This is a genomic window from Azoarcus sp. KH32C, from assembly GCF_000349945.1.
In the GTDB taxonomy this organism is placed as follows: Bacteria; Pseudomonadota; Gammaproteobacteria; order Burkholderiales; family Rhodocyclaceae; genus Aromatoleum.
In genome coordinates this window covers 4,109,167-4,130,473 of record NC_020516.1, presented here as the reverse complement: position 1 = coordinate 4,130,473, position 21,307 = coordinate 4,109,167, and the positions used below count along the sequence as shown (strand labels likewise).

At 63.6% G+C, this 21,307-nt stretch carries 18 protein-coding genes and 1 pseudogene; 6 read left to right on the top strand and 13 right to left on the bottom strand.

Annotated features, from left to right (window positions below; genetic code table 11):
• Positions 1–101 precede the first annotated feature (101 nt).
• Both lpxC and AZKH_RS18430 read left to right on the top strand, forming a co-directional pair.
• A complete protein-coding gene (gene lpxC / locus AZKH_RS18435) occupies positions 102–1,022 on the top strand; it encodes a UDP-3-O-acyl-N-acetylglucosamine deacetylase (RefSeq protein WP_015437306.1) in 921 nt (306 codons plus the stop codon).
• A gap of 8 nt (positions 1,023–1,030) precedes the next feature.
• Positions 1,031–1,219: a hypothetical protein gene (locus AZKH_RS18430; RefSeq protein ID WP_015437305.1), complete on the top strand. Its 189-nt coding sequence runs from the start codon at positions 1,031–1,033 to the stop codon at positions 1,217–1,219.
• Here AZKH_RS18430 and AZKH_RS18425 read toward each other — a convergent pair.
• Positions 1,216–1,659, bottom strand: a complete 444-nt coding sequence (locus AZKH_RS18425) for a DUF721 domain-containing protein (protein ID WP_015437304.1) — start codon at positions 1,657–1,659, stop codon at positions 1,216–1,218. The genes AZKH_RS18430 and AZKH_RS18425 overlap by 4 nt on opposite strands.
• A 174-nt stretch (positions 1,660–1,833) precedes the next feature.
• On the opposite strand from AZKH_RS18425, the gene secA reads away from it, so the two are divergent.
• The 3 genes from secA to argJ all read left to right on the top strand — a co-directional run bounded on the left by secA (position 1,834) and on the right by argJ (position 7,527).
• The gene (gene secA / locus AZKH_RS18420) at positions 1,834–4,557 is read left to right on the top strand and encodes a preprotein translocase subunit SecA (RefSeq protein WP_015437303.1); all 2,724 of its coding nucleotides are present in this window, start codon (positions 1,834–1,836) and stop codon (positions 4,555–4,557) included.
• Between the two features lie 87 nt (positions 4,558–4,644).
• Entirely contained in the window at positions 4,645–6,189 is a 1,545-nt protein-coding gene (locus AZKH_RS18415; RefSeq protein WP_015437302.1) for an HDOD domain-containing protein, read from the top strand.
• 99 nt (positions 6,190–6,288) lie between these two features.
• Positions 6,289–7,527 carry a bifunctional glutamate N-acetyltransferase/amino-acid acetyltransferase ArgJ gene (gene argJ / locus AZKH_RS18410; protein WP_015437301.1) on the top strand — a complete coding sequence of 413 codons (1,239 nt, stop codon included), beginning with the start codon at positions 6,289–6,291 and terminating at the stop codon, positions 7,525–7,527.
• Positions 7,528–7,572: 45 nt separating this feature from the next.
• Here the strand turns inward: argJ and AZKH_RS18405 are convergent, their stop codons facing one another.
• The 11 genes and pseudogenes from AZKH_RS18405 to AZKH_RS18355 all read right to left on the bottom strand — a co-directional run bounded on the left by AZKH_RS18405 (position 7,573) and on the right by AZKH_RS18355 (position 19,043).
• Positions 7,573–9,069 (bottom strand): sensor domain-containing diguanylate cyclase, encoded by a 1,497-nt coding sequence (locus AZKH_RS18405; RefSeq protein ID WP_015437300.1) that lies wholly within the window; start codon positions 9,067–9,069, stop codon positions 7,573–7,575.
• Positions 9,070–9,243: 174 nt separating this feature from the next.
• Positions 9,244–10,341, bottom strand: a complete 1,098-nt coding sequence (locus AZKH_RS18400) for a chemotaxis response regulator protein-glutamate methylesterase (RefSeq protein ID WP_015437299.1) — start codon at positions 10,339–10,341, stop codon at positions 9,244–9,246.
• Positions 10,342–10,351: 10 nt separating this feature from the next.
• Positions 10,352–11,158, bottom strand: coding sequence for a protein-glutamate O-methyltransferase CheR (locus AZKH_RS18395; protein ID WP_015437298.1), 807 nt, complete (start codon positions 11,156–11,158; stop codon positions 10,352–10,354).
• A gap of 9 nt (positions 11,159–11,167) precedes the next feature.
• Positions 11,168–11,731 (bottom strand): chemotaxis protein CheD, encoded by a 564-nt coding sequence (locus AZKH_RS18390; RefSeq protein ID WP_231874426.1) that lies wholly within the window; start codon positions 11,729–11,731, stop codon positions 11,168–11,170.
• A 43-nt stretch (positions 11,732–11,774) separates the two neighbouring features.
• Positions 11,775–12,341: a chemotaxis protein CheW gene (locus tag AZKH_RS18385; protein ID WP_015437296.1), complete on the bottom strand. Its 567-nt coding sequence runs from the start codon at positions 12,339–12,341 to the stop codon at positions 11,775–11,777.
• Between the two features lie 12 nt (positions 12,342–12,353).
• Positions 12,354–13,976: a methyl-accepting chemotaxis protein gene (locus AZKH_RS18380; RefSeq protein ID WP_015437295.1), complete on the bottom strand. Its 1,623-nt coding sequence runs from the start codon at positions 13,974–13,976 to the stop codon at positions 12,354–12,356.
• Positions 13,977–14,026: 50 nt separating this feature from the next.
• Positions 14,027–16,234 carry a chemotaxis protein CheA gene (locus AZKH_RS18375; RefSeq protein WP_015437294.1) on the bottom strand — a complete coding sequence of 736 codons (2,208 nt, stop codon included), beginning with the start codon at positions 16,232–16,234 and terminating at the stop codon, positions 14,027–14,029.
• A gap of 21 nt (positions 16,235–16,255) precedes the next feature.
• Positions 16,256–16,576, bottom strand: a complete 321-nt coding sequence (locus AZKH_RS18370; RefSeq protein ID WP_015437293.1) for a lipid asymmetry maintenance protein MlaB — start codon at positions 16,574–16,576, stop codon at positions 16,256–16,258.
• 11 nt (positions 16,577–16,587) lie between these two features.
• Positions 16,588–17,259, bottom strand: a pseudogene (locus AZKH_RS28040) (methyl-accepting chemotaxis protein); the annotation flags it as partial.
• A gap of 648 nt (positions 17,260–17,907) precedes the next feature.
• Positions 17,908–18,276, bottom strand: coding sequence for a response regulator (locus AZKH_RS18360; protein WP_015437291.1), 369 nt, complete (start codon positions 18,274–18,276; stop codon positions 17,908–17,910).
• Between the two features lie 149 nt (positions 18,277–18,425).
• Positions 18,426–19,043, bottom strand: coding sequence for a response regulator transcription factor (locus AZKH_RS18355; RefSeq protein WP_015437290.1), 618 nt, complete (start codon positions 19,041–19,043; stop codon positions 18,426–18,428).
• A 169-nt stretch (positions 19,044–19,212) separates the two neighbouring features.
• On the opposite strand from AZKH_RS18355, the gene AZKH_RS18350 reads away from it, so the two are divergent.
• Complete coding sequence (locus AZKH_RS18350; protein WP_015437289.1) at positions 19,213–20,778, top strand: PAS domain-containing sensor histidine kinase; 1,566 nt, start codon at positions 19,213–19,215, stop codon at positions 20,776–20,778.
• 25 nt (positions 20,779–20,803) lie between these two features.
• Here the strand turns inward: AZKH_RS18350 and apaG are convergent, their stop codons facing one another.
• Entirely contained in the window at positions 20,804–21,187 is a 384-nt protein-coding gene (gene apaG / locus AZKH_RS18345; protein WP_015437288.1) for a Co2+/Mg2+ efflux protein ApaG, read from the bottom strand.
• Positions 21,188–21,307: the final 120 nt, after the last annotated feature.

Below are 21,307 nucleotides of genomic sequence, written 5' to 3'. Positions count from 1 at the left end.
TGGTCCTGACGGGGGCGTCAGGAAGTGTTGCTGCGCCGCAATATTCGCCGCGGCCGGCTTGACGTGCGTGCTAAAATGTTGGGCGAAAAGAGGAAACGAACATGATCCGGCAGCGCACCCTTAAATCCCTCGTCAAAGCCACCGGCGTCGGCCTGCACGGCGGACGCAAGGTCCAGCTCGTGCTGCGGCCGGCTGCTCCCGATACCGGAATCGTGTTCCATCGTGTCGATCTGGATCCGGTAATCGATTTTCCTGCCGATCCGTATTCCGTCTGCGACACGCGGATGTGCTCGGGGCTCGAGCGGAACGGCGCGAAGGTCGGCACCGTCGAGCACCTGATGTCGGCGCTCGCCGGCCTCGGGATCGACAACCTGCATGTTGACGTCGATGCGCCCGAAATCCCGATCCTCGACGGTAGCTCCGGACCCTTCGTGTTCCTGCTGCAGTCTGCCGGAATCGAGGAGCAGAAGGCGCCAAAGCGTTTCCTGCGCGTCAAAAAGCCCGTCGTCTACGAAGAAGGCGACAAGTGGGTGCGGCTCGATCCGTATGACGGTTTCCGCCTGACCTTCTCGATCGTCTTCAACCATCCGGCAATCGACAAGACCTCGACCAGCGTCACGGTGGACTTCGCCGAACAGTCGTACGTGCGCGACATTGCACGCGCCCGCACCTTCGGTTTCATGCAGGATGTCGAGTTCATGCGCGCCAACGGCCTCGCGCTCGGCGGCAGCTTGGACAATGCGATCGTGATGGACGAATACCGCGTGCTCAATGCCGACGGCTTGCGTTACGCGGACGAGTTCGTCAAACACAAGGTGCTCGACGCGATCGGCGATCTTTATCTGTGCGGTCACCCCTTGCTCGCGAGCTACAACGCGCACAAGTCCGGTCACGCGCTCAACAACCAGATTCTGCGCGTGCTGCTCGAAGACCAGTCCGCCTGGGAAATCGTCACCTTCGAACAGGATGCTGCGACGCCTGCGGCCGTGACCCACCAGTTCGCCCTCGCAACCGTTTCCTGACGCGCCAGATGCTGGTCATCCGCATTTTCATGGTGCTGGCGGCGATCGGCATCGGCGGATCAGTCATTGCCTGGATGTTTACGGGCAATGTCCGCTACCGGGCGTGGGCGTGGAAATTCTTTCGCGCGGCGGTCGTGGTGATCTTCGTCTACCTCGCGCTGTTCGCACTCGAACGGGTCTTCGTGCCCTTCGTCTAGGCCTTTTCGTCGCGGCGGCTGCGTGACACGAGCCGTTCCAGCGCCTCGCGTAGCGGCGAATCGGCGGGCAAGGATGCCGAAAAATCCGTCAGGCTGCGCGCTCCGCTCTCCGACAAGCTGCGGGAGGTGACCCGCCGTGCGGGCTCGGGCGCCTCATTGACCTTCACTTTCACCTGGATGGCCGTTACGGGTACGCCGGTGGCGGCGAATTGCGCGGTCAGCGTCGGGGCCATCTGCTTGAGGCGGGCCGCCACGGCCCCTCCGTCGGCGAGCAGCACCAGCGTGCCACTCTTGAGGTTCGCGACCGAGCAAGCCGCCGCGAGCGCCGGCGGCAGGTGCTGTGCGAGCACGTTCTGAAGGCGCATCAGGCGTGCGGCGTGGTCCTGCAATCGCGCGAGTGAGTCGCCACTGCCGAGGTAGCGGTTGATGAGCTGGGTCATGGGGACAAATCGGGGGTCGGTAAGCGATGGTAGGGGGTGGCGGCAGGCAGAGCAAGCGCGCCATCTCCGCAGTTACGGTGAGCCTGCAATTCTCCCTTGCCTGCACGGCACTCAGGGGCTTGCCCTCGGCATGCTAAACTTCCCGCTTTGCCGAATCGAACCCAAAAATTTCTCATGATTTCCGGCCTGCTCAAGAAAATCTTCGGTAGTCGCAACGACCGCCTTGTCCGTCAGTATTCCCAGACCGTCCGGGCGATCAACGCGCTCGAGCCGGAAATTTCAGCCCTGTCGGACGAGGCCCTGCGGGGCAAGACCGCCGAGTTCAAGCAGCGCGTCGCGAACGGCGAGTCCCTCGACAGCCTTCTGCCGGAGGCCTTCGCGGTCGTGCGGGAGGCCGGAAAGCGCGTGCATGGCATGCGCCATTTCGACGTCCAGCTCATCGGCGGCATGGTCCTGCACAACGGCAAGATCGCGGAAATGCGGACCGGCGAGGGCAAGACCCTGGTCGCCACCCTGCCGGCCTACCTGAACGCGCTCGCCGGCAAGGGCGTCCACGTCGTGACGGTCAACGACTACCTGGCCAGCCGCGACGCGGAATGGATGGGGCGCATCTACGGCTTCCTGGGCCTGACCACCGGCTGCAACCTCTCGCGCATGCAGCATGACGAGAAGCAGGCTGCTTACGCTGCCGACATCACCTACGGTACGAACAACGAGTTCGGTTTCGACTACCTGCGCGACAACATGGTCTATTCGACCAGCGAACGGGTTCAGCGCGCGCTCAACTACGCCATCGTCGACGAAGTGGACTCGATCCTCATCGACGAGGCGCGTACCCCGCTGATCATCTCCGGCCAGGCTGAAGATCACACCGAGCTCTACCTGAAGCTGAACCAGGTTGCGCCGATGCTGACGCTGCAGGAAGGCGAGGGCGACAACGTCACCAAGCCCGGCGACTACACGGTCGATCTCAAGGCGCGTCAGGTGTTGCTGACCGAGCAGGGGCATGAGAACTCCGAGCAGATCCTGACCCGCATGGGCCTGCTCGCCGAAGGAACGAGCCTGTACGATCCGGGCAACATCCTGCTGGTCCATCACCTCTACGCGGCGCTGCGCGCGCATGCGCTGTTCTTCAAGGATCAGCACTACGTCGTGCAGGATAACGAAGTCGTCATCGTCGACGAATTCACCGGCCGTCTGATGGCCGGCCGCCGCTGGTCCGACGGTCTGCACCAGGCGGTCGAAGCGAAGGAAGGCGTGCGCATCCAGGCCGAGAACCAGACGCTCGCCTCGATCACCTTCCAGAATTACTTCCGCATGTACGGCAAGCTCTCCGGCATGACGGGTACCGCCGATACCGAAGCCTACGAGTTCCACCAGATCTACGGTCTGGAAACCGTCGTCATCCCGACCAACCGTCCGATGCAGCGCAGGGACGAGAACGACAAGGTCTATCGCACGGCGAAGGAAAAGTGGGATGCCGTGATCGCCGACATCCGCGCTTGCGTCGAGCGCGGCCAGCCGGTGCTGGTCGGCACCACCTCGATCGAGATCAACGAGTTCCTGTCGGCAATGCTTCAGCAGGCGAAGCTGCCGCACCAGCTGCTCAACGCCAAGCAGCACGATCGTGAAGCTGAAGTCGTCGCGCAGGCAGGACGCCCGGGCGTGATCACGATCGCGACCAACATGGCCGGTCGCGGTACCGACATCGTGCTCGGCGGCAGCATCGAGAAGCAGATCGCAGCGATCCGCGACAACGCCGAGCTCGACGGGGCGACGAAGGAGGCTCGCATCTCCGCGATGCGCACGGAATGGAAAGGGTTGCACGAGAAGGTGCTCGCGGCAGGCGGCCTGCATATCGTCGGCACCGAGCGCCACGAGTCGCGGCGTATCGACAACCAGCTGCGCGGCCGCGCCGGCCGCCAGGGCGACCCCGGGAGCTCGCGCTTCTACCTGTCGCTGGAAGATCCGCTCATGAAGATCTTCGCCGGCGAGCGCCTGAACGCCATCATGGTGCGGCTGAAGATGCCGGAAGGCGAGGCGATCGAGCACGGCATGGTCACGCGGTCGCTCGAGTCCGCGCAGCGCAAGGTCGAGCAGCGCAACTTCGACATCCGCAAGCAGCTGCTCGAATACGACGACGTCGCCAACGACCAGCGCAAGGTGATCTACCAGCAACGCAACGAGCTGCTGGAGAGCGAGGACATCTCCGAAACGATCCAGGCCATGCGCCACGGCGTGCTGCAGGACGCGTTCCGCATCTACGTGCCGGCCGACAGCGTCGAGGACCAGTGGGACATCCCGGGCCTGGAGCTCGCGCTGGCGTCGGAATACCAGCTGCGCGTGCCGGTCGGCGAGTGGCTGAAGGCCGAACCGAGTCTCGACGACGAAAGTATCCTGCAGCGCATCGTCGCGACCGCCGACGAGATGTACGCGGCGAAGGTGGCTCAGGTCGATCTGGATGCCTGGCACAAGTTCGAGCGCGACGTGATGCTGCAGAGCCTGGATACGCATTGGCGGGAGCATCTGGCTGCGCTCGACCACCTGCGCCAGGGCATTCACCTGCGCGGTTATGCGCAGAAAAACCCCAAGCAGGAATACAAGCGCGAATCGTTCGAACTGTTCGAGGGCCTGCTCGATACCGTGAGGGGCGACGTTTCCAAGCTCCTGATGACGGTCCAGGTGCGCGCCGAGTCCCAGCTCGATACGATGGAAGAGCCGGCGCTGGACAACGTGCAGTACCACCACGCTGACTACGACGAAGCGCTGGGAGCTGCCGCGGCGGTGGCTGCCGATGTCGGCGTGAGCGTACAGGCCGGGCCGAAGGTGGGCCGCAACGATCCCTGCCCCTGCGGGTCGGGGAAGAAGTACAAGCATTGCCACGGTAAACTGAATTGATGGGGATGGGACGGGCAGGTATCGGCAATGAATGGGTGAGCCTGCGGCAGCCAGTCGCGGGCGAGCCGGGACGGGTACGTCCGCATCATGGCTGGTCCGTCTGAGCCGCAGGGGCGTCGCCCGGCGTCGCCCGCCCTCTTTCCCGAACTCGAGCTCGGGGTCCCGGAGACCCCGGGCCCGGCACGCGAGCCGCGCGCGCTGGGCGAGTGGGTGGCTCATATCCGGGACCAGGAGATGCCTGCTCTCGGGGTGACCATCGAACTCATCCATTCGGTCACTGACGACGAAAAATCGACCACCGGCCGCCTCGCACAGGCGATCCTGCAGGACGTCGCAATGACCGCGCGCGTCCTGAAGCTTGCGAACAGCCCGCTGTACAACCCGACCCACCAACCGGTCAGCACGATCAGCCGCGCAATCGTAGTGCTCGGGTTCAACGCCGTAGCCGAGATCGCGGTTGCGATCCGGGTCATCGACGCGCTGCTCGCCGGCGGCATGCGCGATCGGCTGCTGAACGAGATGGCGCGCGGCTTTCACTCGGCAGTTCAGGCGCGCTCGCTGGCTGCGATGCGGCGCGACCCACGCAGCGAGGAAGTGTTCATTGCGGCGCTGTTGTCGCGTGTCGGCGAGATGGCCTTCTGGTGCTTCGGCGGCAAGGCGGCGCAGCGTCTCGATGCGGCGATGCGGGCAGGCGCCCATACGGCGGAAGAGGCGCAGCTGAATGTGCTGGGCTTTCGTTTGCGCCAGTTGTCGCAAAGCCTCGTGAAGGAGTGGAAGCTCGGGCCTTTGCTCCAGTCGGTCCTCGAAGGGAAGAGTCGGATCGGGCCGACAGAGCAGGCCATCTTGTATGGCGAGCGCCTGGCGACCGAGGCGGAAGGCGGCTGGGATTCGCCCGGCACGCGGCGCCTGATCGGCGAGCTCGCAACCTTCGTCGGGACCACGCCGGAAACGATGCGCGAGGAACTCGCAGCCAACAGCGCCGAGGCCAAGCGCATTGCCGCTTATTTCGGCGCTCCTGAGGCTGGCCGACAGATTCCGCAGGCATCCCCCGAAGGCATTCCGCTCGAGGAGGAGGAAGCGGAAGACCCGGCGCAGAGCCTGCTTGAACCCGACCCGCAGCTCCAGCTCAAGATTCTGCGCGAAATTTCCGGGCGTATCGCGGCGCGGGCTGGCCTCAACGAAATCCTGCAACTCGTCCTCGAAGGGATCTACCGCGGCGTCGGCTTCGACCGGGTCCTGTTCGCGCTGCTGTCGCAGAATCGCCAGCAGCTGATCGGGAAGGTGGCATTGGGCAAGGGGGCGGAGGGCCTGAAGCAGCGTTTCATCTTTTCCCTCGACGCAACTCCGGGCGACCTGGTGAACGAGTTCTTTCGCAGTCCGCGCCCGATGCGCTTCGCTCCCGGCAATAATCCGCCCGGGATGAAACTGGATCGGTTGCAGCTCGTCACGAACACCACGCTCGCGTGCGTTGCTCCGATCGTGGTGCAGGGGCGCGCGATCGGCCTGTTCTACGCCGATCGGCTGAATCCCGCGTCTGCGATCGACGACGAAGCCTTCGAGGCGATGCAGCTCTTCGTCCAGCAGGTGTCGCTGGCGGTCGCCGCAGTCGCCACGAAGCGTCCGGGGCAGTAGGCGCGCGCTTCGGACCACCCAGCCCCGATTTGCGTTCTGGAACAATCACCTCACACTGAGCGGCGAATGTCGCCCTTTAACCCCTGATGGAGAAATGCCATGCCCGTTAACCTCTCCACGCCGCAGCCCTCCGAGCTCAAGGCCGTTCCCGGCGTGCGTCTCGGTGTCACCGAAGCGGCTATCCGAAAACTCAATCGGCGCGACCTGACGCTGATCGAAGTGGCGGAGGGGAGCCGCGTGTCGGGCGTGTTCACTCAGAACCGTTTTTGCGCCGCGCCGGTGCAGGTGTGCAAGAAGCATCTGCCGGCCGGCGACATCCGCGCGCTGGTGATCAACACCGGCGTCGCGAATGCCGGCACCGGGGAAGAGGGGCTCGCGAAAGCCAATGCGACCTGCGAAGCGGTTGCCGGCGCGATGGGCATTCGCTCGAACCAGGTCCTGCCATTCTCGACCGGGGTCATTCTCGAGCCGCTGCCTGTGGAACGCATCATTGCGGGTCTGCCCGGTGCGAAGGCGAATCTCCGCGAGGACGGTTGGTTCGAGGCGGCGCACGGCATCATGACGACCGATACGGTTGCGAAGGCCGTGTCGCGCACCGTCGAGATCGGCGGCAAGACCGTCACGCTGACCGGAATCAGCAAGGGCGCGGGCATGATCAAGCCGAACATGGCGACGATGCTCGGCTTCGTGGCCTGCGACGCCGCGGTCTCGCAAGTCCTGCTGGATGCCGTGACACGCGAAGCGGCCGATCTTTCGTTCAACAGCATCACCGTGGACGGCGACACGTCGACCAACGATTCTTTCATCGTGATCGCCACGGGCCGGGCCGGCAATGCCGAGATCGTGGATCCGATCAGTGCCGAGTATCGCGCCTTGCGCGAGGCCGTCGTCGACGTGTCGATCCGGCTTGCGCAGGCGATCGTGCGGGATGGCGAAGGCGCGACCAAATTCATGACCATCGCGATCGAAGGGGGCGCGTCGCGGGAGGAGTGCCGCAAGGTCGGGTACGCGATTGGGCATTCGCCGCTGGTCAAGACCGCCTTCTTCGCGTCGGATCCGAACCTCGGACGCATCCTGGCCGCGATCGGCTATGCAGGCATCGACGACCTCGACGTGGGCCGCTTGCGTGTGTGGCTGGGAACTGCCGACGAGGAGGTGCTCGTGGCCGAAAACGGCGGGCGCGCCGCGAGTTATCGCGAGGAAGCCGGCGCGCGGGTCATGAAGGCCGCAGAAATCACCGTTCGCGTCGATCTGGGCCGCGGGCAGGAGCGCGCGACGATCTGGACCTGCGATTTCTCGTACGACTACGTGAAGATCAACGCCGACTACCGGAGTTGATGCTTCACTGGCAGCGCCGGGCAAGCTCGCCTTTGCTTGGCGCGGTCAGCCGCAGACGCGGTTGCGGCCAGCGTTCTTGGCTTCCCGCAATGCTGTGTCGGCGCGCGCGATGATCGTCTCGAAGGCCTCGTCGGGGGCTGCGAGGGTCGCGATCCCGATCGAGACGGTCAGCTTCAGCGGTGGCGTGCCATCGAGTGCGAGTTCGGTGGCGGCCACCGTGTGCCGGACACGTTCGGCCACCTCGCGAGCGTGGGTCACGTCGGTTTCAGGCAGTACAGCGACGAATTCGCCCCCGCTCCAGCGGCCGAGCAGGTCGACTTCCCGCAGGGCGTGGCGGACCCGGGCGGCGAACTGGTGCAGCGCCTTGTCCCCTGCATAGTGCCCAAGCGTGTCGTTGATGGACTTGAAGTGGTCGATGTCCAAGACGAGCAGCGACAGTGGCTTTCCGTATCGCCGCGCGCGCGCCAGTTCGAGTTCGGCGGTTTCCAGGAGCGCACGCCGGTTCATCAATTCGCTGACGAAATCGGTGTGGGCCAGGCGCCGGATTTCTTGACTGGCGTGCGCGAGGCGTCGGCGGGTGCGATGTGCGACGAGGGCAAGACCCGTCGTCATCGCGGCGAACAGCGCAATCGCCCCCGCGGTGACGGTGGCCCACGTCCTCCAACTCCGCAGATACTCCTCTTCCGCCCGGCCGACCGTCAGGTAGAGGGGATAGCCGGCGACTTTCCTGAACGAGGTCAGCCTTTCGATACGATCGAGCGGTGTGGACGCGCGGAAGGTTCCGGCATCGGCGCCGGTCTTGAGCAGGTTGGTGAAGGGTTTCGCCACCATCGATTGGCCAACGACGTCGTCTCCGTTGTCCGGATCGGGGTAGCGGGCGATGATGCCGAGGTCCGCGCCGCGCAATGTGATAGCTCCGCCCTCCGGGACGGCGATCTGCGCGAGGGTCTGGGTCAGATTCTCGACGGGGACCGAAACGAAGGCCATGCCGGCGAAGCTTCCATCGGGATTCTTCGCCCCGCGCGCCAGCATCACCTGCCATCGCTGGTCGATGCGCGTACGCTGGGGACGCGAAATGACGAGGCCGTCCTGCTCCTGCGCCGCCAGGCTGCGGAACTGCGTACGGTCCGAGAGATTGATGCGTGCGCCAGCCGGAACGTCGCTGCCGTATCGGATCGTACCCGCAGAGTCGGTCACTCTCACGCCTTCGGCTTCGGGAAGACGGGCCGCCTGTACGGCGATGAACTGGTTGAGGCGCACCGCGTCGACCCCGCCGCTCGCGAGTTGGCGGTGATATTCGTCGATCACGGTGCCCAGCATAATGTCGCAGGAGCGAACGATCGCAGCAAGCTCTCTTTCGAGAGCCAGGGCATCGTTACGGGTCGCCTGCACCGCGCGCTCTTCGACCTGGGCGCATTCGTCGATCAGTATCCCTCCGACGACGATGGCGATGATCAGCTCGATGAGGATGATGCCGGTAAGCAGCCATGATGAGCGTGCGGATTGCCTGGCTTGACGAAAGCTTCGGATGCGTGTCGGCATTCTCCTCATCCGGCTTACCAGAAAATTCGCTTGCCCGGCCTCGTATGCCTCGTTCGTGCCTGTCGGGGGCATTGCGTCCGATGGGCACAATGCGGAGCGGTCATCGCCATCCGCCCTGGACTGTTGCCCGGCGGTGAGCGGAAGGTGGTCGTCGTTGATATCCATGTTGCGTCTTCAGTGCGTGCCGTCGCTACTGAAACCGACCAAGGCGGAGGGAATGCAGTCAAGGGGCAGCACGGATTCGGCGGCCCCGAGACGAATCGCCTCCTTCGGCATGCCGAATACCACCGACGAGGCTTCGTCCTGCGCGATGGTTGCAGCGCCGGCGCGTCGCATCTCCGACAGACCCCGGGCGCCGTCGTCGCCCATGCCCGTCATGATGACTCCGAGCGCATTGGGGCCGGCAGACTGGGCGACCGACCGGAACAACACATCGACCGACGGTTTGTGGCGATTCACGGGCGGGCCGTCGAGGATGTCCACATGGTATTGGGTTCCGCAGCGCTTGAGCATCATGTGACGCCCGCCGGGTGCGATCAGGGCCTGTCCAGGCACGACGCGGTCGTTGTGGCGCGCTTCACGGACGCTGACCATGCAAAGCTCGTCCAGGCGTTCAGCAAACATCGCGGTGAATCGCTCCGGCATGTGTTGGACGATGACGATGCCGGCGATGTTGGCAGGTAAGCGTGTCAGCACCGCTTCCAGTGCTTGCGTGCCGCCGGTCGAAGTGCCGAGCGCAATGATCTTGTCGGTGGTTCGTGATGGCACGGCAGCCGTCTGCGCGGGGATGACGGCGTCAGCGCTGAACTTCGGCTCGAGGGATGCAAGGGCGGGCTTCAACAGGCGCGGATTGGCGCGGGCAGCAGCACGAATTTCGGCAATGATGTCATCGGCCGCCTTGATGATGAAATCCTTCAGACCGGATCGCGGTTTGGCCATGATGGAAAGCGCGCCTGCGTCCAGCGCTTGCATGGCGGCCGGATGGTCATGTTCGACCAGGGACGAATAAACGATGATTGGCGTTGGACGCTCCGACATGAGCCTGCGCAGGAAACCCAGGCCGTCGGCGCGTGGCGTATCGATGTCGAGGATGATGACGTCGGGCCAGCGCCGTCGTAGTTTGTCCATCGCGAACTGGGGCGACGATGCGGTGGCGATCAACTCCACATCGCCCGCGCGCGCGATCATTTCGGCAAGTCCCTGACGCACGACGGCGGACTGGTCAATGACCATGACCTGAATCGCAGCAGGCGGGCGGGCGGACGGGCTCATGTTGCGTGAATCAGACGGGATTCTGATAGACCGTCGGGCGGACGGCCCTGAGCCGGTCGGTCACGCCATTGAGCGATTCCGAATGCCCGACGATGAAATAGCCTCCGTTCTTCAGGTTCGGAATCATGTTGTTGACGACCTTGCGCTTGGTTTCGGTGTCGAAATAGATCATTACGTTGCGCAGGAAGATGACATCGAAGTCGCCAATCCCCTCGATTGGCATTGTCAGATTCACCTGCGCAAAGCGTACGCGTTTTCTCAGGTCGGGGGCAACGAGCAGCTTCCCGTTCTGGGATCGTACACCCTTGAGACAATACTTCTGCAAGAATTCCTTGGGAATACCGTTGGTACGTTCCAGCGGGTAGAGCCCCGCCTGCGCGCGGGCAAGGACGGTCTGGGAGATGTCGGACGCAAAGACTTCCCAATTGCCGTCCGGCATGGCATCTGCAAGCACCATCGCCATCGAGTAGGGTTCTTCGCCGCTCGAGCAGGCACCACTCCAGATGCGGAATGTATTCGCGGTGCGCCGCGCCGGGATGATCTGGCTGCGCAGGTAGTCGAAATGCTGCGGTTCGCGGAAGAAGTAGGTTTCGTTCGTCGTCAGCAGGTCGACAAAGGTCTGGACCTCCTCGGGGGGCTGCCGCGACGACAGCAGGCGGTAGTACTCGGAGAAGGTGGAGAATCCGTAATGGTTGAGGCGTTTGCTCAGGCGGCCGACGAGGAGCACCTTCTTCGCGTCCGTGAGATTGATGCCGGCGAGCCTGTAGATGAGTCGCTGGAAGAGTGCAAACTCCTGGTCTGTGATCTTGGCGTCCATTGGGGCCGTTCAGAAAAGTTCGATGTCGGTCTTGCGCGGCTTTGCCAGTGCCTTTTCGTAGCGTTCTTCGGCGCTGATCAGTCTGCTTGAGATTTCCTCACCGCGCTTGCAGTAGGCATCGCCGGTGCTGGGATCAAGAATAACTTTGCGGGACCAGTGTCCAAGAAAATCTGATGCCACAAGCGGAATATGTTCACGTCCCAGCCACTGGCACGCGAATTCGACGTTTTGCTGGCCGATACGTGAATGTGTTAGGCCGGGAACGACGGCGCCGCCGCCGAAGGCCTTGGCCTGCAGGCGGGTGCGCCGTGCTCCACATGCGATCATGCCATTGAGGAGTGCCTCCATTGCGAAGTCGCCGCAAAGCAGGGTGTCGATGTCTGGCCGGGTATGCTGTCGTCCACGATATGGCAGCATGAAATGATTCATGCCGCCGAGGTGAAGCGCTGGGTCCCAAAGGCATACGGCTACGCAAGAGCCCAGCAGCGTTGCAATCGGGCAGCCCGACTCGACAGCCCAGGCGCCAGGACCGATCGTGTGCGCAATGCGCTCGAGTTCGCGTGGATCATGCATGATCATGCTCCGTGGCGAACGAGTGCATATAGGAGCCGAAATCTCAACTTCCCGGGCGGTGCGCGAGTCCGTCGCCGGTACTCGCAACAGTTGCCAGCGTGGCAATTTCATCGACCGACAGCACCCGGTCGATGTTGAGCAGGATGACGAACCGGCCGGCAACCTTGCCCATGCCCTGAATGAAATCGGCCCGGATCCGCGCGCCGAAGGATGGGGGCGGTTCGATCTCGTCGGCCGGGATTTCCAGGACCTCCGACACGGCGTCGACCATGATGCCGACGTCGTGGCTCAGGTCGCCGTCCTGCACCTCGACAATGACGATGCAGGTGCGTTTGCCCGGCTGGCTGGGCTGGCCCGCAAAGCGTGCCGTAAGGTCGATGACCGGTACCACCGCCCCGCGCAGATTGATCACGCCTCGGATGAAGGTCGGCATCATCGGGATTTCGGTGAGGTTCCCGAACTCGATGATCTCCTTCACGTGCAGGATGCCGACCGCGAACATCTCGCCGCCAAGCAGGAAGGTCAGGTATTGCGCGTTCTCCGGTGTCGCGGCGGTGACGAGCTGGCGCGACTTGTCGGTGACGGTACTCGCTTGAACGATCGTGTTCACCGTCCGTCTCCCTTAGAAACGTTCGAAATCGCTGTCGGCCGCGGCGGCGGCGAACGCGGGCCGCACGGGCGCCACTCCGGCCGGACGGCGAACCGGCACACTGACCACCGGCCGTTGGGTGCCAGGTTGTGCCGGTCCCTCGAGATGGAAGAAGCGCATCAGCTGCTGCAACTGCTCGGCCTGACCGCCCATTTCCTCGGCGGTCGCGGCAAGTTCTTCGGACGCGGAGGCATTTTGCTGCGTGGTCTGGTTCAGTTGTCCCATCGCCCCGTTGATCTGGCTGACGCCGGACGATTGTTCGCGGCTTGCGGCAGCGATTTCTTGCACGAGGTCGGAAGTCTTCTGGATCGACGGCACCATTTCGGTGAGCAGGGACCCGGCGCGTTCCGCGAGTTTGACGGAGTTCTTCGCCACGTCGCCGATTTCCTGTGCGGCAACCTGACTGCGTTCGGCAAGCTTGCGCACTTCGGCGGCGACGACGGCAAAGCCCTTGCCGTGCTCGCCCGCGCGGGCTGCTTCGATGGCGGCATTGAGCGCGAGCAGATTGGTCTGATAGGCGATGTCGTCGATGATGCCGATCTTTTCCGCGATGGACTTCATCGCCTCGACCGTCTGGCCTACTGCCTGGCCACCCTCGTCGGCTTCCGTGGACGCCTTCGACGCGATTCCGTCGGTGACCTTGGCGTTCTCGGTGTTCTGTGCGATCGAGGCCGTCATCTGCTCCATGCTTGACGTGGTTTCCTCGACCGAGGCGGCCTGCTCGGACGAGGATTGCGACAGCGATTGTGCGGTCGCCGAAACCTGAGCCGACGCGTTCGACAGGTTGTCGGCTGCGTTGCGCACTTCGCCGATGATCTGCGCGAGCTTCGTCACCATCGCCCGCATCGCGCCCATCAGCTTGCCGACTTCGTCGGACGACTGGACGTCGATCTTCACCGTCAGGTCGCCGTTGGCCAGTGCATTGGCGGCGGCCACGGCTTGGTTGACCGGGGCCGTGATGCTTACTGTGACCCACCAGGCGAAACCGGCGGCGAGCACGATGGCGGCCAGCGCCAGTATCAGCACCAGCGTCTGCGTCTGGTTGGCAACGTGGTCGGCGTCCTTGCCGGCTTCGGTCATCAGATCTTCCTGGAAGTCGGTCAGCTTGGAGATCGAGGCAAGGTACTCGAGTTGGTTCTTGCGCATGCTGCCCATCAGCAGGTCGATTGCGTCCTGGCGCTTGCCGCCGGCGATCAGTTCCTGCAGCTTCGCGAGATCTGCACGATACGGTTTGCGGGCTTCGGTCATCGCCGCCAGCAGCTTCTTGCCGGCCTCGGACGTGATCTTCTTTTCGAGTTTGTCGATGTTCTCGCTGATAACTTTGCTGGCTTCGGCGAGGCGCTCCTGCTCCTTCTGGATCTCTTCGGCCTTGTTAAGCAGCAACATGTTTCGCGTGCTGCGGGCGGTAAGGTTTACTTGCTCGACGATGTTGTTGGCCCAGACGGTTTTCGGAAACTTGTCGTTGACCATGTTTTCGATTTCGCTGTTGATCTGGCCGACCCGTAGGTAGGCGAGCGCCGAAATGATCACCAGCAAGGTGATGACGAAGCCGAAGCCGATGCCGAGGCGTGCGCCGATACGCAGGTTCTTGAACATTTTGGGTGACTCCTGATGACTGAGCGAAAGTTGTCTTTGTGTTATTCGAATTAGTGAGCGGTTGCGAGCTCGCGACGTTGTGAGCTTGCAAGGAGTCTTTCTTCCTGACCGGTAACGAGGCCGACCAGTGCGGGCACATCGAGGATCAGCGCGACATCGCCCGAGCCCAGGATCGTCGTGCCGCCGATGCCGCGCAGATGCTGGAACAACACCCCCAGCGGCTTGATCACGGTCTGGAACTCGCCGAGCAGCATGTCGACGACGAGCCCTGCCTTGTGGCCGGCGTACTGGACGATGACGACGTTCTGTCGGAGCGGCGGTGGTCCGGGGACGTCGAACATTTCGCGCAGGCGTACGAAGGGCAGGACCTCGCCACGCAAATACAGGTAATCGCGCTGCGGCGGCGGATCGGTGAGCTCGATGCATTCGACGACGGAGTCGAGCGGCACGACGTACGCGGCCTTGCCGACGGCGGTGAGGAAGCCGTCGATGATGGCCAGCGTCAGCGGCAGGCGGATGACGAAGGTCGAGCCCTGGCCTTCGACGGTGTGTACCTCGACCGTTCCGCGCAGGGCCTGGATGTTGCGGCGTACGACGTCCATGCCAACTCCGCGGCCGGAAATATTGGTGATCTTGTCGGCGGTCGAGAAGCCGGCCTCGAAGATCAGGTTCATGATCTCGTCGTCGCTCAGGGCCGCGGCCTCGTCGATCAACCCTTTCTCGATTGCCTTGCACCGGATCTTCTCGCGCGGCAGTCCGCCGCCGTCATCCGTGACTTCGATGACGACTGAGCCGGAGTCGTGATATGCGTTGAGGCCGACGCGGCCCTTCTCCGGCTTTCCTTGCGCGCGACGAACCGCAGCCGGTTCGATGCCGTGGTCGAGCGCATTGCGGACGAGATGCATCAGCGGATCGCCGAGCTTCTCGACCACGGACTTGTCGAGCTCGGTTTCGGCGCCGGTGATGACGAGCTCGATGTCCTTGTCCATCTCGCGCGATGCGTCGCGCACCACACGGTTGAAACGGTTGAAGGTCTCCCCGATCTGCACCATGCGCAGCTGCAATGCCGCGTCGCGAATGTTCTCGACGAGTCGGGACAGCACCGATGTGCTTTCCATCAGGTCGGCCCTTGCGCTCTTCTGGGCGAGCAGGTTGGCGCTGGCCCCGGCGATCACCAGTTCGCCGACGAGGTCGATCAACTGGTCGAGCTTGTCGGCCTGGACGCGCACCATGCGCGCCTCCATCGCCTTCTTTTCGCTGACGGTTGCCTGTTTCGAGGCAGCAGCTTCGACAACCTCGCGGTGCACAACGTGCTGTTCCACGAGAACTTCACCGATCGGTAGTAGCTGGTGGGCCTCGGGCTCGTCGGCCTCGACGCCCTCGGGTTGCGTCTTCTGGAGATCCAGGCCCGCGTCAAGTTCGGCCTGGGTCAGTGCCCCGCAGCGCACCAGCATTTCGCCGAGGCGCATCGAGTCCTCGGGCAGCTCGTTGATGAGGGCGATGTAGTCCTGAATCTTGGACTGCGGCGGCAGGATGCGCAGTTGGCAATCGTCGCGGACGAATTCGAAGACGCGCTCGATCTCTGCCTTCGAAGCGCGTGTCTGCAGGCGGATTTCGAAGCCCAGGTAGCAGCTTTCTGGATCCATCGCCGCCGCGGCCGGTATCGCGTCGCTGATCGTCTCGATCGACAGGATCTCGCCGAGTGTCGCCAGGTAACGCAGATATGACAGCGGATCCATGCCGTTCTTCAGCACGTACGGGGCGAATCGTACCGAGAGGTGCCAACCGTCGGTGGTGACCACGCCGCCGCCGCTCGTCAGCACTTCCGGTTGTTGTTCCACCGGGACACCGCCTCCGGACGACGCGGTATCCGGGGCGAGGTGGGCAGTCAGCGCATGGGTCAGCGCCGCTCCGCGGGCGCTCACCGATTCCTCGAGCTCGGGGTTGCCGGCAGCGAGGGTGTCGAGCAGTACGCCCAGATGGTCGCAACACGAGAGCAGCAGCGTGGCCAGTTCCCCGGTGACGGGGATCGCGTCGTTTCGCAGCAGATCGAGGATGTTTTCGACCTGATGCATAAAGGATTCGATGAAATGGCACTCGACGACGCCGGAGCCGCCCTTGATCGTGTGGGCTGCACGAAAGATCGCGTTCAGGTTGTCGCGGTCGTCCGGCGATTGCTCGAGGCGCAGCAGTCCGGCCTCCATTTCTGCAAGCATGTCGCGGCTTTCGGCGACGAAGGTATTGGTCAGTTCGTCCATGGGTAGGGATCCTTCGGCGGCTCAGGCGGGAAGTATCATCGGGTCGCCGAAGGCGGCCGCGAGATTGCAGAAATCAATGACTTGGCGCACTGCCGTGCTGTGGCCGGTGATGACGACCTCTTTTCCCTGTACCCGCGCTTCGCGCTTGACGAGGATCAGCAACTGCAGTCCGGCGGTGTCGATGTCGCCGACCGCCGAGAGGTCGAGCTCAAGCCGGTTGCTCCCGGCGAGCGCCTCGATGAGCGCCTGCTTTTGCGGTACGGTGTGGTAGATGGTCAGGTCGGCGTCGAGTGCGAGGCGCACGTTGGCACCCGCGTCCGGCGCGGTGTCCTTGTGTGACATGGATCGGTCCTTTAGAACAGTTCGACGTTGCTCGACGGCTTTGCGGCAGGAGCCGCGGCACGCGGCGCGGCCGGGCAGTCGGCGGAAGCCTTCATCGACGCCTGGTGGGTGTCGCGCTGATGTTCCATCACATAGCCGTCGAAGATCTCTTCGAGCTGGGTCGCGAGGGGTGTCAACGCCCCATTCGCTGCCGTGTCATCCCCGCGTTCGATTACGGTCGCAAGATCGGCGGTATGGCTATCCAGCCGTCTGAGAGCCTGGATCACATGCTCGATCTGCTGTCGGGTCACGTCCTGGAACTGGACGCTTGCCATCGCGTTCATGAACATCTCCGAGAGCCGGACGCTGCTGTCGGTGACGTTCGAGAGGATCATCCGCTCCCGTTCGGTCAGCCGTTCGTAGGATGTGCCCAGCGCCGCGAGCTGCTCGGCGAAGCGCTTGAGGCTGTCGCGCTCCTCGCCGATGTGGCTGTTCGCGACCTTGTCCCTGAACTGGCTCTCGATCGTTGCGGCGACGGACGCGATGCCGTCGTTGATCTTCTTCACGGCAGCTTCCGTTTCCTGCGACAGCTTGCGCACCTCGTCGGCGACGACGGCAAAGCCGCGTCCCGACTCGCCCGCGCGGGCGGCTTCGATCGCCGCGTTGAGCGCGAGCAGGTTGGTCTGGCCGGCGATATGCTTGATGAGATCGACCAGCGCCTGCAGCGACTTCGTCTGCCGCACCGCGGCAGTGCCCAACTCCTGGTCGCGTGCCGATTCGTCGATGCGATGCTGGATGAATGCCTCGAGCCGTTCGATCAGGTCGCGGTTCTCCGCGATCTTGCGCGCCGATTCCTCCGACATCGTCTCGGATTCGTTTGCCGCGCGGGCGACGAAGCCGTTGAGTTCGGAAACGACCTCGTCGATCGTCTGCAGGCGCGTGACCACGTCGCTCGCAGCCTGCTCGGTCTGCTCGGTGATGCTTTGCAGATGCGCAGAGAGAACCCGCGTATAGCGCGGCATGTCACGCAATTCCGGGATTGCGACCCGTGTGCATGCCTGTACGGAAGGGCACTTGCGCTGTTCATCGTTCAGCAGCGGTTCCATGCCGTAGCGGATGTCGTTGTAGAAACGGGTCGAAATCAGGCGTTGCAGCACGATGAAAGCGAGCACGTTGGCGAAGACGCCCATGGTGTCCAGCACCCGGTCCGGCAGGCCGGTCAGTTCGTGGTACCAGTCATGGAATGCGTACAACACCGTCGCCAAGGCAAGCGCGGCGCTCATCCCGGTGATGAGCGAGCGTCGCTGGTACAGGCGGTACTGCCTGCTGAAGGCGGAGGTCATCGCGGCACCTCACTTGACGACGAGCTTGATCGTGTTCAGCAACTCGTCCGCCGTCGCGGGCTTGACGATCCAGCCCGATGCCCCCGCGGCCTTCGCCTCCATCTTCCGGCTCTGCTGCGATTCGGTCGTCAGGAACAGGATGGGCATGAACTTGTGTGCCGGCAGCTTCCTGACTTCGCGGATCAGCTCGATCCCGTTCATGCCGGGCATGTTCAGATCGGTGAGCAGCAGGTCGGCCTTCGCGCCGGAGCCGAATCTCCTAAGCGCCTCTTCGCCGCTGCTAGCCTTCTCGACCGCATAACCCGCCTTGCTGAGGATGCCCGAAATACTCAGGAGGATGGTCGCCGAGTCGTCGACGAGAAAAACGGTCTTTGTCATGGTCGCAATCCTTACGCTGCAAGGCCTTCATGCAGATGCCGCGAGTTTGGCATCCTCATGGCGCTAGCCTATGTGCATCGATTGAGTATGACTATCGGGAGTTCTAAGGAGAGTCGGTATATCTACGTAAGACTGAAGGCATATGCCATTCAGCGTCCGCCGCTATTGGCGAGAACGAGCGCGACCAGTTCAGCGACCGAGTGGGTGCGGGATTTGTGCATGATGTTTGCACGATGCGTCTCGACGGTGCGCTCGCTGATGCCCAGCGCCGCGGCGATCGTCTTGTTGCGCTGTCCGGCGACGATGCCGTCGAGCACCTCGCGTTCGCGCGGCGTCAGCGTTGCGAGCCAGGCGATGCCGGCGGATCTGTCGGCCCGGCTCTGCCCAGCCTTGCGCAAGGCGTCCTGGGTGCGCTCGATGAGATGCTGGATATTGAAGGGCTTTTCGAGGAAATCGAAGGCCCCGAGGCGCATCGCGGCGACGGCCGTCGGTACGTCGGCATAGCCGGTCAGGAAGATCACCGGTACTTCGGGATGGTGCGCGCGCAGCCACTCGTGGATCTCCGGCCCCGTCATGCGCGGCATGCGGAGGTCGAGCAGCACGCAGGAGGGGCCGTCCGGATGCCAGGTGCGGATGAATTCCTCGCCTGAGGCGATGGCTTGCACCTGCAGGCCGACACTCGTGAACACTTCAACCAGAAAGCGCCGAACCTGCTCGTCGTCGTCGACAACACATACCGATCCGGTCGCGATTTGGCAGGTGGGCATGTACTGATTGATGGTTCGAAGCGAGAACCGAATTGTAGCCGGTATCCGTAGAAGTGCGCAGAAGCAGCGGATTTCCGGTATGGAGTTTTCCCTCGATTGGGATAGATTCGCGTCCGTGATCGATGCATGAAGATCGCGTAGATCGAGAACTGAGTAAGCGGACTGGATTATGAGTGAACAGCTGCGTTTCCTCGACGAATCAGCGGATCTCCGTTGCCTGGAGCCGATATTCGAGGCGATGGTCGAGGGCATGGTCGTGCGCGACGTGCGCGGACGGGTGATTGTCGCCAACGCAGCCGCGCGACGGATCCTCGGTCCCGGAATGTTGGCGGGGCAGGGCTCGTTCGCCCATCGGACAGGCGCTGCCGATGCGAATGAAGCGGCGTCGCGGACCGAAGAGCAGCTCGCCATGGCGACCCTCCATGGCGGAGAGCCACAACGGGCGGTCTTGCTCGAGCTGTGCGGTGCGGCCGGGCGGGTGTGGATTCAGGCGAACGCCCAGCCGATCTTCGGTGCCGGAGGCGGTATTGCCGGAGTGCTGACCACGTTTTCCGACATCACGCCCATGAAGCTCGCCGAGGAAGCCCTGAGGCTGAGCGAAGGGCGCAACCGCACGCTTGCCGAGGCCATTGCGCAGTCGGGATGTGCAGTGATCGTGACCGATCCGTCGGGACGCATCGAATTCGTCAACTCGGCCTGCTGCAAAGCCTACGGCTATAGCCAGGAAGAGCTGCTCGGGGCCAGTCCCAGCATCTTCAAGTCGGGCGAGACGCCGCGGGAGGTGTATGAGGCATTGTGGCGGACCATCCTGGCCGGAGACGTGTGGCGTGGCGAACTGTCGAACCGTGCGCGAGACGGCCGCCTGATCCGCGAGGCCGTTTCGGTGTCGCCGGTGCGAGACGAACTCGGCGAAATCCGGCACTTCGTCGCGCTCAAGGAGGACATCACGCCCCTGCGCGAGGAGGAGCGGCGGCGTCACGAGCTCTTCGAGCGCGTCGCGCGCCTCGAACGGATGGAACTCGTCGCGACCCTCGCCGGCGGGATCGCGCACGACTTCAATAATGTACTCGTCGCGATCCTCGGCTATTCGGAGCTGGCCGACCGCATGTTGAAAGCGGACGGGAGACTGCCCCGGGTGGCGGGCTACATCGACGAGATCCGCATCGCCGGCGCACGTGCGCGCGACCTGATCCAGCAGTTGCTGAACTTCAGCCGCAGCGGCGTCGTCCAGCCCAGGCTGACCCGGCTGGAGGATATCGGGCGCGAGGCCGTCGGATTGCTGCGCGCGACCTTGCCCGACACCGTCGCGCTGATTCCCGACATCGACCCCGCGCTGCCGGACATGTCCTTCGATCCGGCGCATCTGCACCAGATCGTCATGAACCTGCTGATGAACGCGCGGGATGCCGTCAACGGCAAGGGAACCATCCGCCTGTCTGCGCGGCGCGTGTCAGTGGGGGGCGCCGAATGCTGCGATTCGTGCCGGCGCGAGTTCTCCGGCGATTACGTCGCGATCACGGTGGCCGACGACGGCGTCGGAATTTCGGCCGAACACCGACTGCATCTGTTCGAGCCCTTCTTTACGACCAAGGAGATCGGCCGTGGGACGGGTATGGGCCTCGCGGTCGTCCATAGCATGGCGCACCTCTATGATGGCCACGTCAAGGTCGTTTCCACCCCCGGGCAAGGCTGTGCGATCACCGTCCTGATGCCCGTCGTGCGGCACCAGGACTGAGCGCTTGCGGAATGGTGATGGCGCGTCAGTGCAGCACGCGCGGCATCGCGAGCACGAAGGTCGGAATGTCGGCGTCGAAGCGGTGGCCGTCCTCGCCGACCATCTGGTAGCTACCCCGCATCGTGCCGACCGGGGTTTCGAGTACCGAACCGCTGGAGTAGGAGAAGTTCTCGCCGGGCGCGAGCACCGGCTGTTCGCCGATGACGCCCTGGCCGCGGACTTCCTGCACCTTGCCGTTGCTGTCCGTGATGACCCAGTGACGCGTCAGCAGTTGGGCGGTCGCGGTGCCGGTGTTGGTGATCTTGATGTGATAAGCGAAGACATAGCGTCCGTCGTCCGGTGCCGATTGGGCGGGGACGAATTCGGCGTTGGCTTCGACCTGGATACGGTATTTTTCGGCGTTGGTCATTGCCTCGTCTCTTTTTGCGTTCGGCGCCGGCATGCAGATTCGTCGCGCGCTCGGGCGGGTAGTGCAGGGGTGTCGGAGCATGCGTTCGCTCGATGGGTCGCTGCGAGGGTAAAATAACAC